Consider the following 14,723-nt stretch of genomic DNA (forward strand, 5'->3'; position numbering starts at 1 on the left):
TTAATTGGTAATTACAATATATTTTATATATTTAGATTTAAAGGGATGTAATAATGTGATGATAATCATTTAATGTTACATCTCTTTTTTTATTTATATAAAAATAATATATATTCTACCTAAGTCAAAATATAAGCTATGTTATAATTAATTATTAAGAGGAATTGAATATTTATTGGAGGGTAAAACAATCAATGAAAATATTAATAACAGGATCTAATGGTCAATTAGGGAGAGAATTGGTCAATCAATTAGAATCAATTAATCAAAGTATAAAACAAGTAAAATATGATATATTACCTACAACAAGAGATGATTTAGATATATCTAATCAAGCTAATGTAGATAGCTTTATAACATATAATAAACCTGATGTAATTATAAACTGTGCAGCATATACAAAGGTCGATGCATGTGAAGACAATATAGAAACTTCATATAAAATAAATTCTTTAGGAGCTAGGAATTTAGCAATAGCATCAAAAAAAGTGAATGCTAAACTTGTCCACATATCAACTGATTATGTATTTAATGGTATTTCTAAATATCCATATAAAGAAGATAATAAAACTGAACCTAATTCTATTTATGGAAAAAGTAAACTTATGGGAGAAAAATTTGTGGAACAATTCTCACATAAGTACTTTATATTGAGAACAGCATGGCTATATGGTGATGGAAATAATTTTGTAAAGACTATGATAAAATTTTCTAAACAAAATAAAGAAGTTAATGTCGTTGATGACCAGTTTGGGAGTCCAACAAGTACAGTAGACTTAGCAAAGGTTATAATAAATATTATGGAAACAGAGAATTATGGAGTTTATCATGCCACATGTGAAGGTGAGTGTAGTTGGTATGATTTTGCTAAAAAGATATTTGAGTTAAAAAATATAGATATAAAAGTAAATCCAATTAAAAGTAAAGATTTTAAGAGTAAAACTCAAAGACCACAATATTCTGTACTTGATAATTTTATGCTGAAATTAATTGGATTAAATTCATTTAGAAAATGGGAAGAGTCTATAGAAGAGTATTTAAAAGAATATGATATCAGTAGAAGGTAAATATTCTATTTATAAAAAATAAAATAAGATATTACATAAAATATAAATATTTCTTTTATTTATCCGATAATCATTATATGACAAAGTAAATTTAAGGATGGAATAAATATGAAAGGAATTATTTTAGCAGGAGGGTCTGGAACAAGACTATATCCTATAACAAAATGTATATCAAAACAAACACTTCCAATATATGATAAGCCAATGATATATTATCCAATGTCAGTTCTTATGTTGGCAGGGATACAAGAAATACTTATAATATCTACACCAAGAGATATAATAGCTTTTGAGGAATTATTTGGAGATGGAAGTTCATTGGGACTTAAAATAGCATATGCAATTCAGGAAAAACCAAATGGGATTGCAGAAGCATTTACAATAGGAGAAGAATTTATAGGAAGTGATAGTGTTTCTCTTGTATTAGGTGATAACATATTTTATGGATATGGATTTAGCGAAAGATTAGAGAATGCAGTTAAAAGAACTGGAGCAACCATATTCGGATATCATGTTAGTAATCCAAATGCGTTTGGGGTTGTGGAATTTGATGAAGAGTTTAATGTTTTATCAATAGAAGAAAAACCTAAAATACCTAAATCTAATTATGCTATACCAGGGTTATACTTTTATGACAATGATGTTGTAGAAATAGCAAAGCTTGTTGAACCATCAGATAGAGGGGAACTAGAAATAACTTCAATAAATAATGAATATCTAAAACGAGGAAAACTAAAAGTAGAACTTTTAGGAAGAGGTATGGCTTGGCTTGATACTGGTACACATAAGGGGCTATTAGATGCTTCTAATTATGTTGAAGTAGTTCAGACAAGACAGGGATTGTATATAGCATGTTTAGAAGAGATTGCATATACAAAGGGATATATAAGTAGAGAGAAGTTAATTGAACTAGCTAGACCACTGATAAAAACTGAGTATGGCCAGTATCTATTAAAACTAGCCAATGAAGATATGTAATATGAAATAAAATTTATTATAAATTTTATTTCAATAAAGGAGTTTATTGTAATGGTAAAATTCAATTTTATAAAGACAAAAATAGAAGGGCTATATATAGTCGAACCAAATGTGTTTTATGATGATAGAGGATATTTTTTTGAGAGTTATAATAAAAAAGATTTTATGGAGTTTGGACTTGATATGTGTTTTGTTCAAGATAATGAATCTAGCTCAAGGAAAGGTGTATTAAGGGGAATGCATTTTCAAAATAGATATCCTCAAGGAAAATTAGTTAGAGTTACAGAGGGAGAAGTTTTCGATGTTGCAGTTGACTTAAGGAAAGATTCACAAACATTTGGAGAGTGGGAAGGAGTAATACTGTCTGATAAAAATAAAAAGCAATTTTATATTCCAGAAGGATTTGCACATGGATTTTTAGTTTTATCAGAAAAAGCTGTATTTAGTTATAAGTGTACAAATTATTATTATCCAGAATTTGAGAGTGGTTTTATGTGGAATGATAAGCAAGTATCGATTGATTGGCCTTTAGAAGGAATTGAAGAAATATTCTTATCAGTAAAGGACAAAAAACAAAAAAGTTTTAAAGATATCTGTATAGAACGTTAATAAAATTTATTAGAATTAATATTTAGGAGAAAAATATGAAAAAAATACTGATAACTGGAGGAGCAGGATTTATTGGGAGTAATTTTGTACATTATATGCTTAATAAGTATCTAGATTATTCTATTGTTAATCTAGATTTATTGACTTATGCTGGTAATTTGGAAACATTAAAAGAAGTACAAGATAAGCCCAATTATAAATTTGTTAGAGGAGATATTTCAGATAGAGAGCATGTCTATAAATTATTTGAAGAGGAAAAGTTTGATATAGTTGTTAACTTTGCGGCAGAATCTCATGTAGATAGGTCAGTTGAAAATCCACAATTATTTATACAGACAAATATTATAGGAACACAAGTACTTTTAGATGCATGTAGAAAATATGGGATAAAAAGATATCATCAGGTTTCTACAGATGAAGTCTATGGTGATTTACCAATTGATAGAAGGGATTTATTCTTTACAGAGAAATCAGCTATTAATCCAAGTTCCCCTTATTCAGCGTCTAAAACAGCAGCAGATTTATTGGTTAACTCTTACTATAGGACATATGGACTTCCAACAACTATATCTAGATGTTCAAATAATTATGGGCCATATCATTTTCCTGAAAAATTGATACCGCTTATGATTTTAAATGCTTTTGAAGACAAACAATTGCCAGTGTATGGAAATGGAGAAAATATAAGAGACTGGTTACATGTATACGACCATTGTACTGCTGTAGATTTAATAATACATAAAGGAAAAATTGGTGAGGTTTATAATATAGGTGGTCATAATGAAAGAAGTAATATAGAAGTAGTAAAAACTATATTAAATATTTTAGGTAAATCTGAGGATTTAATATCCTATGTAAATGATAGACCTGGTCATGACTTAAGATATGCTATCGACCCATCTAAAATAGAGAATGAGTTAGGTTGGAAGGCAAAATATGATTTTGATTCAGGTATAAAAGAAACAGTTAAATGGTATATAGAGCATGAATATTGGTGGAAATCTGTTCTATCAGTTTAATTTTGAAGTTTATAAAATTTAGAAAGGGGAGTTTTATATTGAATGAGATAAGTTCATTAATTAATATATTGGCATTAACTCAATTATCTGGTAGCAACACTACAAATCAGTGTAACTGTACATATAATAATTCATCTGGATTTGACATGGTTATGATGACATTGTTAAAAGCATTGTCACAAAATAATCAACAGACTTCTAATGGATATAATTTATTGTCTAATTCTGAAAATTTATTTAACGAGCTTGATAATGCAGTAAATAATACATCTAGTAGGTTTATAGATGTTGATACAAAAGATAAAAATTTAAAGTCAAGAATTGAAAGTGCTGTAGAGCAAGCATCAAAAAAATATAATGTGGATGCGAACCTTATAAAAGCAATAATTAAAGTTGAATCAGATTTTAATCCAAATACTGTATCTTCTGCTGGTGCGAAGGGTCTTATGCAACTTATGCCGGAAAATTGCAAAGATTTGGGTGTTACAGACCCTTTTAATATAGAACAGAATATAGATGCTGGAACTAGACACATTAAGGAATACATTGATATGTTTGGAGGGAGCATAGAAATGGGATTGATGGCATATAATGGTGGTCCTGGAAGGATGAAAAGCAGAGGGGTAGAATCAATTTCTGACCTGTATAAAATGCCAAAAGAAACACAAAATTATATTCCTAAGGTTATGAAATATTATAGAGGGTAGGCTTTATTATGGGTATAAATATAGATAAGCTAAACATAAGTCCAAGTAGAAATATAGAGGTTAAAAAACTAAAAGAGAATAATAAATTTTCTGATAACTTAAACTCTGTAAAACAATCTTCTTCAATGGAAGATATAAAACGAAATCTGGAAAGTGTAAAAAAGGCGGGGGAAAGGCTTGTACTTACTCAAAACTATGGTGATATTAGTATATACAAAAATGCAGTAAAAGAATACCTAAAATCTGTTGTAGATAATATGTATTCACTTGATAAAAATAGCAGTTTTTGGGAGCATCAATACTATAAGAATGTAAAGATTGTTGATGATAAACTTGAGGATATGACTAGTAAATTACTTAGTGAAGAAAAAGAAAACATAGATATTGTTTCTACTGTTGATATGATACAAGGCTTGTTGATAGATATGTATAGATAAGGTTATACAAGGAGAAAAGTTTTATGAATAGCAAAAAAGAGGATATATATGAATTGAATTTTGGGCAACTAATAGAAGAAAAGACTGGCGTTATAGAAGAAAATCAAAATGTTTTTAATGCAAAAGTAAATGTAGCTGTTTCTATAGGAAATACAACAGAAACAATAAAAAATATATTAGAATTAAAAGAAGGTTCTATAATAAAACTAAATAAGAATGTGGATGAAAAATTAGATATATATGCAAATGATAGATTGTTTGCTTATGGAGAAAGCATTATTACAAATGAGAAATTATCTGTAAGATTATCTAAAATAGAAGATTCAGATATAAATTAGCATTTTAAATAGTATCCCTTTAAGCTGTTCTGTATGAGTTTAGCTAAGGGGATATTTTTATAAAAAATTTAAAATATGTTTGAATCATATAAATGTTTTTATTTTTTGAGCGATAACTAAATTATAAGTATGTAATTTTGGAGGTGAAAATATGGATATTAAAAATGTAAGTTCAAATATTGTAATAAATAATTATTTAAAGAATACATCAGGTGTAAAAAAAGTGGAAGAAGTTCAAAAAACTAGTAAAACAGACAAGATAGAGCTATCTAAATTTGCAAAGGAAATGGCAAGTGTATCAAATATGAGTGATGAGACTATTAGAAATAAAAAAATCGATGAAATAAAAAATGCATTGGAAAATGGAACTTACAAAATAAAACCAGAAGAAATTGCGAAAAAAATGATAGAGGATATGCGAGGATAAAGTCATGATTACAGACTTAAAAGTTATAATATATGAAGAAAAAAAGATACTTAGTAATATGATGGAATTATTAAAAGAGCAATTTGACTATATAGTTGCAAAAGATATAGAAAATTTAAATAGGTTAAATCCTAAATTAGAAGATATTAGTAGGGAACTTGCATCTATAGAGATAAAGAGAAGACAACTTTTTAATGAAGATATTTCAATGAGTGAAGTTGTTGAAAATAGTAATGATGAATATCTAAAAGAAATATATACAGATTTAAAGAACATTATTGCTTTGGCTAAAAATCAACAAGAGTCAAATGATTCTCTAATAAAGAAAGAACTTATCTTTACAAAAAAGATGATTAATTTTATAAAACCAATGGACAAACAAACTACAACTTATAATTCTTATGGAAATATTAGAAAATAGATATTAGGAGGAAAAATATGGCAGGATTATTTTCCATTTTAAATACAGCCAATTCAGGAATGAATGCACATCAAAAAGCAATACAGACGATTTCTCATAATATAAGTAATCTAGATACGGAAGGTTATTCTAGGCAAAGAACAGAATTTGCCACAAATAGCCCTATGTATATGCCTAGCTTGAACAATGCAATTGGGAGAGGTCAATTAGGTACAGGTGTACATGTAACAGATGTAACAAGAGCTAGAAATAGTTTTTATGATTATCAATTTAGAGCAGAAGCCCATAAATATGGTAAGACAGTTTCAAAGTATGACTATTATAATACTATAGAAACTATAATAAATGAACCATCGGATTATGGAATATCTGCAGGTATAGATGACTTTTTTAAAGGATGGGAATCATTAGCAAAAGATATAAATAGTGACAGTAAAAAAAGTCTCGTGGTAGAAAATGCATCAAATTTAGCAACTTTAATAAGTGAAAGTTATAAGAAGCTTGATAAGTTAAAAGGAGATATAGATGACAATATAGACTCTGAGATAAAACAGATAAATGACATGTTAAAAAGTCTTGAAGATTTGAATAAATCTATTGATGTTATATCTGGCTCTGGATCTACCCCAAATGATTTACTTGATGAAAGAGATAGAATCTTAGATGATTTAAGTTTTAAGCTAGACCTTGAAAATAGTGATGTTAAAAATATGCTTGCAGATGGGAAATTAGAACTTAATGAATTAAAAAATGCAGATGGAACTTGGAAAAAAGGTGTGTCGGGTACTTTACAAGGGTTGTTTGAAATGCATGGTAAGATTGATACATATAAAAGCGATTTAAAAGACGTATCTGATGGATTAGCTAAACAGATAAATGATGTTTATAATACATCTGCTGGAATAACAGTAACAGATTTTTTTATAACTTCAAATGTAGCTGGTGAAGATATTATAAAGGTAAATCCAGCTATAAAGAGTAACCCAAATGAATTAAAGCTTACTGCTGATGAGGCTTCAAAGATTGCTAAGCTAAAAGATGAAAAAATAGATATTGGGGTAGTTGGTGGAAAAGTAAGTACGATAAGTGACCACTATAAAGCTTTTGCAGAATCAATAGGTTTAGATTCTAAAAAAGTGAATCAAGATGAAGTGAATCAACGTAAAATTATAAATAATATTGATAGTTCACGAATGAGTGTTTCAGGAGTATCCTTAGATGAAGAAATGACAGAGCTTATAAAAGTACAACGTTCATATCAAGCTAGTGCAAAAGTTATGTCAACAGCTGTACAACTGTTGGATGTTGTGATAAATGGGATAATTTAGTAGAAGGGGGAATTTATAATGAGAGTTAGTACAGGTATGATGTCTAGCAGTTATCTAAACTCACTACAAGATAATCTACAAAGGTTAGATAAAGTTAATAGACAAGTTAATACAACAAAAGAAATAAACAAACTATCTGATAATCCATATAAAGCAATAAAAATATTGAACTCAAAAAGTGAAATAAAGACTATGGAGACTTATATTGAAAACTGTAATGATACAGGAAATTGGTTAGAAACTACTGATACTGCATTAGATCAACTTGGGAAATTATTATCAGATGTAAAGAAAACTTTGGTGGCAAGTGGTGATGGTGCATATTCAGAGGATGAACTAAAGACTCTTAGTAATTCAACTAATGAAAAAATGAAGGAAATTGCAAATGCTTTAAATGCAACACATGAAGGTAAATATATATTTTCAGGATCAAATACAGGTACACCACCTGTTCAATATGTTGAAAATGCAGATGGTTCTGTAAGCTTAAAATTTAACAGTGGTATAAATTTAAACAAACTAAAAGATTCTTTAAGTATGAACATAGCTCAGGGTATAAATGTAGAATATAATGTCAAGTTAAGTTCTCTTGGTTTTGACCCAACAAAAACAGATCCATTTGAAGATTTAAATAATATATCGAGAAAGTTAATAAATCCTAGTGATGCAGATATAAAAGACTTGACAACGACATGTTTAAGCGGTGTAGATAAGTTGATTGAGAATACAGTGAATACTAGATCTATATATGGAACTAAAGCAAATACTGTAGATGCAATGAAGGAAAAGAATGATGAAAATTTGATTCAGTTAAAGGATATTCTATCACAAAATGAAGAGATAGATTATGGAGAAAAACTTGTCCAATTAAAGGCGGCAGAATTAACTTATCAAGCTTCACTACAAACAGGAGGAAAGTTATTTAATGTATCTATATTAGATTACATATAGTAAAATAACGAAGATATGATGAAAATTACATTAAAAAAAGGTATACTAGGGTTTGAAAATCTAAAAGAATATGAGCTTTTAGATATAGAAAATAATAATACTTTAAAAGAATTTAATTCTATTGAAGAAGATTGTATAGGATTTATTGTTGTATCACCATTTGAGATTATTGATGAATATGAGATAACTTTAAATCAAGATATAATAGAAAAACTCAAAGTAGAATCCCCTAATGATATTATAATATTTAATATATTAACTCTTGGGCCAACTTTAAAAGAATCAACTGTGAATATGAAAGCTCCTATAATAATAAATATAAAAAATAATTATGGAATGCAAATAATCTTACAAGAAGAAAATTACAGTATAAGACATCCATTATTGAGAGGTGATGATGGATGTTAGTGATTTCTAGAAAAAAGGGAGAGTCAATACTTATAGGAGAAGATATTGAGATTAAGGTAGTAGGTGTTGATGGAAAGAATATTAAATTGGCTATATCAGCACCAAATGATATAGGAATACTAAGAAAAGAAATTTATGAAAAGATAAAAGATGAAAATATAAAGGCAACAAAGATAAATATAGAGATTTTAAGTAAATTAAAATAAAAGTATTTGGAGGAAGTAGTATATGTATGGAGAAAACCCTTATAATTCTTATAAGCAAAATTCAATATTTATGGCATCAAAGGAACAATTATTACTTATGCTTGTAGATGGTGCAGTGAAGTATACAAAGATAGCTAGACTATCCATTATAGATAAAAATATGCAAAGGGCACATAAAGAACTTGTTAGAGTCCAGGATATATTTACAGAGCTAATGGTTACGTTAGATCAAAGTGCAGGTAAATGGGCAAAAGATATGTATAAAGTTTATGATTTTGTAAGATATGAATTATCAAGAGCTAATATAAGAAAAGATATACAAGTAATAGATGAAGTATTACCAATAATAGAACAAATTAGGGATACTTGGTATGAAGCAGATAAAAAAAGTAAAGATGAAAGAACAAGAGGATAATTAAATGAGTTTAAACATAGAAAAATTACAATATTCTTCGCAAGAACAACTATTACTTATGCTTGTAGATGGAGCAGTAAAATATACAAGAGTAGCTAGGGCTGCTATTGTTGATAATGATATGGATAGTGCCCATAAGGAGTTAATTAGGGTACAAGATATATTTGCAGAACTTATGGTTACTTTGAATCAAGATGCAGGTCAGTGGGCAAAAGATATGTACAAAGTGTATGATTTTATAAAGTATAAATTGTCAAATGCAGATTTAAATAATGGTATACAAATAATAGATGAAGTTTTTCCAATAATAGAGCAAATTAGAGATATATGGTATGAGGCAAGTAGAAAAAGTAGAGAGTAATATAAGGAGGGTTATTATGTCAAATATAAGTCCAATTAGAGTTACAGGTCTCTCAGGTAGTTTTGATATGGAAGGTGTAATAGAGGCTAGTATGATAAAAGATAAAGAAGCTGTTGACAAAGCTAAACAAGCACAGCAGATAGTTAAATGGAAACAAGAAATTTATAGAGAGGTTATTCAAGATTCCAAGAATCTATATGATAAATACCTTAGTGTAACATCAGAAAATAGTATACTAAATAATAAAGCTTATTCATCACTGAGCATAAAGAGTTCTGATGAAAGTATAATATCAGCTAGTGGTTCAGCAGGAGCTGATAAGATAAATTATCAATTTGCAGTAAGTCAAATGGCTGAGCCTGCTAAACTTACAATAAAACTAAATACAACTTCTCCAATTGTTACACAGTTTCCTCCAAATGCGAGTGGTGCTAGTTCATTGACTATAGGTGATGTAAATATACCAATAACAGAGCAAGATACAACAAGTACTATAGTTAGTAAAATAAATTCTCTTTGTTCAGATACAGATATAAAAGCATCATATAGCGAAATGACAGGTGAACTAATTATTTCTAGAAAACAAACAGGTTTAGATTCAAAGATTGATTTAAAAGTAACAGGAAATGATGCATTGGCCAATCAAATATCAATAGAAAATGGTGTTGCTTCCACAGATGATGGAAGTGGGAACAAAGATTTTGTATTGGTAGGAAAGAATTTAGAAGCTAAAGTTACAGATTCTAAGGGTAGAGATACATACATAAGCAAATCTGAAAATGTATTTACTATAGATAATGTAGATTATACAGTTAATGGAAAAGGGAATGCAAAACTTACTTCTGTGACAGATACTGAAAAAGCAGTAAAGAATATGAAGGATTTTGTTGAAGATTATAATAAATTAATGGATAAAGTATATGGCTTAGTAACTACAAAAAAATCTCCAGATTACCCGCCTCTTACAGAAAGACAAAAAGAGGATATGACAACTGAGGAAATAGAGAAGTGGGATAAGAAGGCAAAAGAAGGAATACTTAGAAATGACAGTGAATTGAGATCCTTTGTTGAAGATATCCAAAAATCTTTTTTTGGCTCTTCAAGTAATATTAATCTTTTAAAAAGTATGGGTATAAGCGAACACGCGGATTACAATAAAAAAGGTCAGATATCATTTGATGAAGAAAAGTTTTCAAAGGCACTTGTAGAAGATAGTGATAAGGTTTATAAAAATTTGGCTGGATTTTCTTCAAATTTTGAAGATAAAGGTATGTTTGAAAAACTAAAAAGTATTGTGTATGAATATGCTGGTAGTTCTGGGTCGAAATTGGCTGAGAAATCAGGTATAGCAAAAACTGCATCTGCTAGTGAAAATATATATTCTAAAGATATTGCTGATAAAGAAAAAAATATAAATAGGCTTGTAGAAAAAATGAATGCTAAGGAGGCTAAGTTGTATAGCAAATATTCAGCTCTTGAATCTTTACTAAACAAATACAATTCTCAGATGAACTATTTTTCACAGAATAAATAAGAGTAGGAGGTATCATGAATGAATTAGAAGAAAAGATAAATCTATACAAAATTATATCTGAGCAAATTTTAAGTATGATTACAAATAACAAATATAAGGATATAAATAGCAAGCTGGATGAGAGACAAGATATTATAAATGGTATAAATGAAATTGATAAAGATTCTTTTATAGAAAAATACAATGAATTAGGAATGCTTGAAATCGATAATGAGATTAAAGGAATTCTTAATGAACAGTTAGCAATAGTGAAGAAAGAATTGTATGAATATAGACTAACAAAACAAGTTAATACGATGTATTCTAATTCAAACAGAGAAAAAATAAATATTTTCAATAAAAAAGTATAAAGTTAAGCACAATATGTCCGATTATATAATTAGATAAAATAATAGTAGAAATGACAAGGATGTCAATAACACTAAGGAGGGTAAATAATGAGAGTTAATACAAATGTAAGTGCTTTAATAGCAAATAACCAAATGGGAAGAAATGTAAGTGGACAAAGTAAATCTATGGAGAAATTATCTTCTGGGGTCAGAATAAAAAGAGCAGCAGATGATGCAGCAGGTCTTGCTATATCTGAAAAAATGAGAGCTCAGATTAAAGGTTTAGATCAAGCTGGAAGAAATGTTCAAGATGGTATATCAGTTGTACAAACTGCAGAAGGTGCGTTAGAAGAAACTGGTAATATACTACAAAGAATGAGAACTTTATCAGTTCAGGCTTCAAATGAGACTAATACTAAAGAAGAAAGAGAAAAAATATCTGATGAGTTAAGCCAATTAAATAGTGAAGTTGAAAGAATATCAACATCAACATCATTTAATGGAAAAACATTGTTAGATGGTAAGGCTACAGAAATAAAATTACAAGTTGGAGCAAATGATGCAAGTGATAACCAAATAACAGTTAATCTGATTAATACTGCAAGTGTAATGAGTACAGCTGGAATAACTGCTAGTGCAATATCAAGTTTAAATGATAGTGGAACAGTGGGTACTGCTAGTGCTAAAACAATGGTATCTAATCTAGATAAAGCACTTGCATCTATAAACTCAGCAAGAGCTAAATTAGGAGCACAACAAAATAGACTAGAATCAACTCAAAATAACTTAAATAATACATTAGAAAATGTAACTGCTGCTGAATCTAGAATAAGAGATACTGATGTAGCATCAGAAATGGTTAATTTGTCTAAGATGAATATATTAGTACAAGCATCACAATCAATGTTGGCTCAAGCAAATCAACAACCACAAGGAGTATTACAACTATTAGGATAATATAAAAAAGTAAGGGATAAAGAGTAAAGCATTGCTTTACTCTTTATTTTTAATAGTTTATCACAGAAAGGAATATAATTATGCTACTTAGTATTGTAATGATGGTTAAAAACGAAGAAAAATTTCTAGAAAAAACACTGAAATCATTGATTCCTGTTATAGAAAGTTTAGATAGTGAGCTTGTAATACTAGATACAGGTTCTCATGATAAAACTGTAGAAATAGCAAAAAAGTTTACAAATAATATCTATTTTCAAAAGTGGAATGATAATTTTTCAGATATGAGAAATAAATCAATATCTTATTCAAAGGGGGAATGGATACTTATAGTAGATGCAGACGAGATATTAACTAAGTATGAAGATTTATTAATGTTTTTTGAAACAGGAATGTATAAAAAATATAATTCTGCCTCAGTAAACCTAAAAAATATATTTGCAAATTTTGAGTCTGATGAGAGATTGACAACAACTGTGACACTAATGAGATTATTTAAAAATGATAATTTTAAATATGAGGGAAAAATTCATGAACAACCAATATATGAAGAACCAATATATAAAAACATAGCTGAATTTGATCATTATGGATATTTTTATGAGGACGAAGAGTTTAAACTTAATAAAACCAAAAGAAATGGAATATTATTATGTGCAGAGTTAAAAGAAAATCCTGATAATCCATATATAAATTATCAAATGGGTAAGAACCTAGTATCTGAAGGTGAAGAAGTAGAGTCACTTGAATATATAGAAAAAGCATATAAACTATATAGAAAACATGGAGATGTACCAGAATATGTATACACAAGTTTGGCAAATAGATATATTGTAAATGGAAAATATAAAGAGGCTGAAGATTTATGTACTAGATATATATCAAAAGATAAAAATAATATTGATATATATTACTATCTAGGTAATGTACAAAAATTTCTTGGAAAAATAAAAAACAGTATTATATCGTTTGAGAGATATATTTATCTTGTAGATAATTATGATATTAGTACACAGTCAAATTCTTTATTTGCTGATGGGAATTGTATGTCTAATAGAGATAATATCCTTTGCGAAATTATATTTATGTATTATGCGATGGAAGAATACAATAAAGTTATACAAAAGTATAATAATATAAATAAATATATATATAAAAGACAAGTAAATAAATTTTTATTTGCATCTTTAGAAAAAGTAAATAAGTTGGATGAAATATTGGAGTATTATAATAAATTACCAAATTCTAATGTAGAAAGAGATAGTTTTTTTTATGGACTAGAACAGTTAATCAAAAGCTTAAAGAAAGAGAAAAAGTTAAAACTTTATAGTATGCTTTCTGCTATAGAGGGAAATTATGGAAGATTAAATTATATAAGATTAAAAAATGAAATATCATTAGATGAATGCAAAGAAATATTAAAAAATGAAAAAAATCCTATTTATGGAGTGCTCATTAATGTAGCATATGAAAATAAATTAGATATATTTAATACAGTAAATGATTTAGACGTAATCTGGATAGAAAAATATATGAGCTATGCTATTAAATATGATAATGAATTTGCTATCAGTTTATATAATTATATAAAATATGTTCCAACTACTTTTGAAATTGAAAAGATAAAAATTTATAAGGTAATATCTAAACTTATTTTAGATAACTGTAGTTTAGAAGAAAATAAATATATAGAATTATTTTATTTCTATATAGTATATTCTTATGAGTATATAAGGTTTTTATATAAAGAATTTGAGGATGCTGATTTATTAAAATATTTATGTAATGATATAGACAGATTTACAATAGAATTCAAATGTATGCTTTATAATAATGATAGTATAAATAATTTGGAGTATATTAATAAAATAAAAAACTTGATTAATGAGTATCCTTACTATAAAAGAATAATAAAAATATTAATAAAGGATTTTGAGGAAAGTTTAAATGAAAGTAATGAATTTAAGAAATTAAAGGATGAGTTTATTAATAATATAGAATGTATGATCAATAATGGAGAATTAAAAAGTGCTAAAATATTAATTGATGAATATTCCAGAACATTTAAAGATGATGCAAGAATTTTAAATATAAAAAGTATAATAATGATTATAGATAAAAATTTTAATGAGGCTGAGTTTATGTTAAAAAAAGCCTATTCTTTGGATATGTCAAATGAAGATACTTTATATAATATAAAATATCTTCATGAGTTGAGATATAATATGAAATAA

The 14,723-nt window shown here is 27.7% G+C and carries 19 protein-coding genes; all 19 read left to right on the forward strand.

The features are described from left to right. Nucleotides 1–194 precede the first annotated feature (194 nt). The 19 genes from rfbD to IC219_RS13765 all read left to right on the forward strand — a co-directional run bounded on the left by rfbD (nucleotide 195) and on the right by IC219_RS13765 (nucleotide 14,723). Entirely contained in the window at nucleotides 195–1,067 is an 873-nt protein-coding gene (gene rfbD / locus IC219_RS13675; RefSeq protein WP_227831428.1) for a dTDP-4-dehydrorhamnose reductase, read from the forward strand. Nucleotides 1,068–1,175: 108 nt separating this feature from the next. Next, entirely contained in the window at nucleotides 1,176–2,045 is an 870-nt protein-coding gene (gene rfbA, locus IC219_RS13680; RefSeq protein ID WP_227831427.1) for a glucose-1-phosphate thymidylyltransferase RfbA, read from the forward strand. A 51-nt stretch (nucleotides 2,046–2,096) separates the two neighbouring features. After that, nucleotides 2,097–2,654, forward strand: coding sequence for a dTDP-4-dehydrorhamnose 3,5-epimerase (rfbC, locus tag IC219_RS13685; protein ID WP_227831426.1), 558 nt, complete (start codon nucleotides 2,097–2,099; stop codon nucleotides 2,652–2,654). Between the two features lie 35 nt (nucleotides 2,655–2,689). Beyond that, complete coding sequence (rfbB, locus tag IC219_RS13690) at nucleotides 2,690–3,673, forward strand: dTDP-glucose 4,6-dehydratase (RefSeq protein WP_227831425.1); 984 nt, start codon at nucleotides 2,690–2,692, stop codon at nucleotides 3,671–3,673. Between the two features lie 38 nt (nucleotides 3,674–3,711). After that, complete coding sequence (locus IC219_RS13695) at nucleotides 3,712–4,380, forward strand: lytic transglycosylase domain-containing protein (RefSeq protein WP_227434644.1); 669 nt, start codon at nucleotides 3,712–3,714, stop codon at nucleotides 4,378–4,380. Nucleotides 4,381–4,388: 8 nt separating this feature from the next. Next, nucleotides 4,389–4,817 carry a YaaR family protein gene (locus IC219_RS13700; RefSeq protein ID WP_227434645.1) on the forward strand — a complete coding sequence of 143 codons (429 nt, stop codon included), beginning with the start codon at nucleotides 4,389–4,391 and terminating at the stop codon, nucleotides 4,815–4,817. Nucleotides 4,818–4,840: 23 nt separating this feature from the next. Continuing rightward, complete coding sequence (locus IC219_RS13705; protein ID WP_227434646.1) at nucleotides 4,841–5,155, forward strand: FliM/FliN family flagellar motor switch protein; 315 nt, start codon at nucleotides 4,841–4,843, stop codon at nucleotides 5,153–5,155. A 151-nt stretch (nucleotides 5,156–5,306) separates the two neighbouring features. Then, a complete protein-coding gene (flgM, locus tag IC219_RS13710; RefSeq protein ID WP_227434647.1) occupies nucleotides 5,307–5,582 on the forward strand; it encodes a flagellar biosynthesis anti-sigma factor FlgM in 276 nt (91 codons plus the stop codon). Nucleotides 5,583–5,586: 4 nt separating this feature from the next. Next, on the forward strand, nucleotides 5,587–6,003 hold the full coding sequence (locus tag IC219_RS13715) for a flagellar protein FlgN (protein ID WP_227434648.1): 417 nt from the start codon (nucleotides 5,587–5,589) through the stop codon (nucleotides 6,001–6,003). 17 nt (nucleotides 6,004–6,020) lie between these two features. Then, the gene (gene flgK / locus IC219_RS13720; RefSeq protein WP_227831424.1) at nucleotides 6,021–7,331 is read left to right on the forward strand and encodes a flagellar hook-associated protein FlgK; all 1,311 of its coding nucleotides are present in this window, start codon (nucleotides 6,021–6,023) and stop codon (nucleotides 7,329–7,331) included. Nucleotides 7,332–7,349: 18 nt separating this feature from the next. After that, nucleotides 7,350–8,282, forward strand: a complete 933-nt coding sequence (gene flgL / locus IC219_RS13725; protein WP_227831423.1) for a flagellar hook-associated protein FlgL — start codon at nucleotides 7,350–7,352, stop codon at nucleotides 8,280–8,282. A gap of 15 nt (nucleotides 8,283–8,297) precedes the next feature. Further along, nucleotides 8,298–8,690 (forward strand): flagellar assembly protein FliW, encoded by a 393-nt coding sequence (locus IC219_RS13730; protein ID WP_227831422.1) that lies wholly within the window; start codon nucleotides 8,298–8,300, stop codon nucleotides 8,688–8,690. Next, the gene (gene csrA, locus IC219_RS13735; RefSeq protein WP_227831421.1) at nucleotides 8,684–8,896 is read left to right on the forward strand and encodes a carbon storage regulator CsrA; all 213 of its coding nucleotides are present in this window, start codon (nucleotides 8,684–8,686) and stop codon (nucleotides 8,894–8,896) included. Before IC219_RS13730 ends, csrA begins: the two co-directional genes overlap by 7 nt. Nucleotides 8,897–8,918: 22 nt before the next feature. After that, nucleotides 8,919–9,311, forward strand: a complete 393-nt coding sequence (gene fliS / locus IC219_RS13740; protein WP_227831420.1) for a flagellar export chaperone FliS — start codon at nucleotides 8,919–8,921, stop codon at nucleotides 9,309–9,311. A gap of 4 nt (nucleotides 9,312–9,315) precedes the next feature. Continuing rightward, the gene (gene fliS / locus IC219_RS13745) at nucleotides 9,316–9,672 is read left to right on the forward strand and encodes a flagellar export chaperone FliS (RefSeq protein WP_227831419.1); all 357 of its coding nucleotides are present in this window, start codon (nucleotides 9,316–9,318) and stop codon (nucleotides 9,670–9,672) included. Nucleotides 9,673–9,688: 16 nt separating this feature from the next. Beyond that, on the forward strand, nucleotides 9,689–11,206 hold the full coding sequence (gene fliD / locus IC219_RS13750) for a flagellar filament capping protein FliD (RefSeq protein ID WP_227831418.1): 1,518 nt from the start codon (nucleotides 9,689–9,691) through the stop codon (nucleotides 11,204–11,206). A gap of 14 nt (nucleotides 11,207–11,220) precedes the next feature. Beyond that, complete coding sequence (locus tag IC219_RS13755) at nucleotides 11,221–11,556, forward strand: flagellar protein FliT (RefSeq protein WP_227831417.1); 336 nt, start codon at nucleotides 11,221–11,223, stop codon at nucleotides 11,554–11,556. Between the two features lie 87 nt (nucleotides 11,557–11,643). Next, on the forward strand, nucleotides 11,644–12,492 hold the full coding sequence (locus IC219_RS13760; protein WP_227827782.1) for a flagellin: 849 nt from the start codon (nucleotides 11,644–11,646) through the stop codon (nucleotides 12,490–12,492). Nucleotides 12,493–12,572: 80 nt separating this feature from the next. After that, a complete protein-coding gene (locus tag IC219_RS13765) occupies nucleotides 12,573–14,723 on the forward strand; it encodes a glycosyltransferase family 2 protein (protein WP_227831416.1) in 2,151 nt (716 codons plus the stop codon).

It is taken from the genome of Clostridioides sp. ES-W-0018-02, from assembly GCF_020658175.1.
Lineage (GTDB): Bacteria > Bacillota > Clostridia > Peptostreptococcales > Peptostreptococcaceae > Clostridioides.

Coding starts and splice junctions, on each gene's coding strand:
- rfbD (WP_227831428.1), top strand. CDS start 195: ATGAAAATATTAATAACAGGATCTAATGGTCAATTAGGGAGAGAATTG.
- rfbA (WP_227831427.1), top strand. CDS start 1,176: ATGAAAGGAATTATTTTAGCAGGAGGGTCTGGAACAAGACTATATCCT.
- rfbC (WP_227831426.1), top strand. CDS start 2,097: ATGGTAAAATTCAATTTTATAAAGACAAAAATAGAAGGGCTATATATA.
- rfbB (WP_227831425.1), top strand. CDS start 2,690: ATGAAAAAAATACTGATAACTGGAGGAGCAGGATTTATTGGGAGTAAT.
- IC219_RS13700 (WP_227434645.1), top strand. CDS start 4,389: ATGGGTATAAATATAGATAAGCTAAACATAAGTCCAAGTAGAAATATA.
- IC219_RS13705 (WP_227434646.1), top strand. CDS start 4,841: ATGAATAGCAAAAAAGAGGATATATATGAATTGAATTTTGGGCAACTA.
- flgM (WP_227434647.1), top strand. CDS start 5,307: ATGGATATTAAAAATGTAAGTTCAAATATTGTAATAAATAATTATTTA.
- IC219_RS13715 (WP_227434648.1), top strand. CDS start 5,587: ATGATTACAGACTTAAAAGTTATAATATATGAAGAAAAAAAGATACTT.
- flgK (WP_227831424.1), top strand. CDS start 6,021: ATGGCAGGATTATTTTCCATTTTAAATACAGCCAATTCAGGAATGAAT.
- flgL (WP_227831423.1), top strand. CDS start 7,350: ATGAGAGTTAGTACAGGTATGATGTCTAGCAGTTATCTAAACTCACTA.
- IC219_RS13730 (WP_227831422.1), top strand. CDS start 8,298: ATGATGAAAATTACATTAAAAAAAGGTATACTAGGGTTTGAAAATCTA.
- csrA (WP_227831421.1), top strand. CDS start 8,684: ATGTTAGTGATTTCTAGAAAAAAGGGAGAGTCAATACTTATAGGAGAA.
- fliS (WP_227831420.1), top strand. CDS start 8,919: ATGTATGGAGAAAACCCTTATAATTCTTATAAGCAAAATTCAATATTT.
- fliS (WP_227831419.1), top strand. CDS start 9,316: ATGAGTTTAAACATAGAAAAATTACAATATTCTTCGCAAGAACAACTA.
- fliD (WP_227831418.1), top strand. CDS start 9,689: ATGTCAAATATAAGTCCAATTAGAGTTACAGGTCTCTCAGGTAGTTTT.
- IC219_RS13755 (WP_227831417.1), top strand. CDS start 11,221: ATGAATGAATTAGAAGAAAAGATAAATCTATACAAAATTATATCTGAG.
- IC219_RS13760 (WP_227827782.1), top strand. CDS start 11,644: ATGAGAGTTAATACAAATGTAAGTGCTTTAATAGCAAATAACCAAATG.
- IC219_RS13765 (WP_227831416.1), top strand. CDS start 12,573: ATGCTACTTAGTATTGTAATGATGGTTAAAAACGAAGAAAAATTTCTA.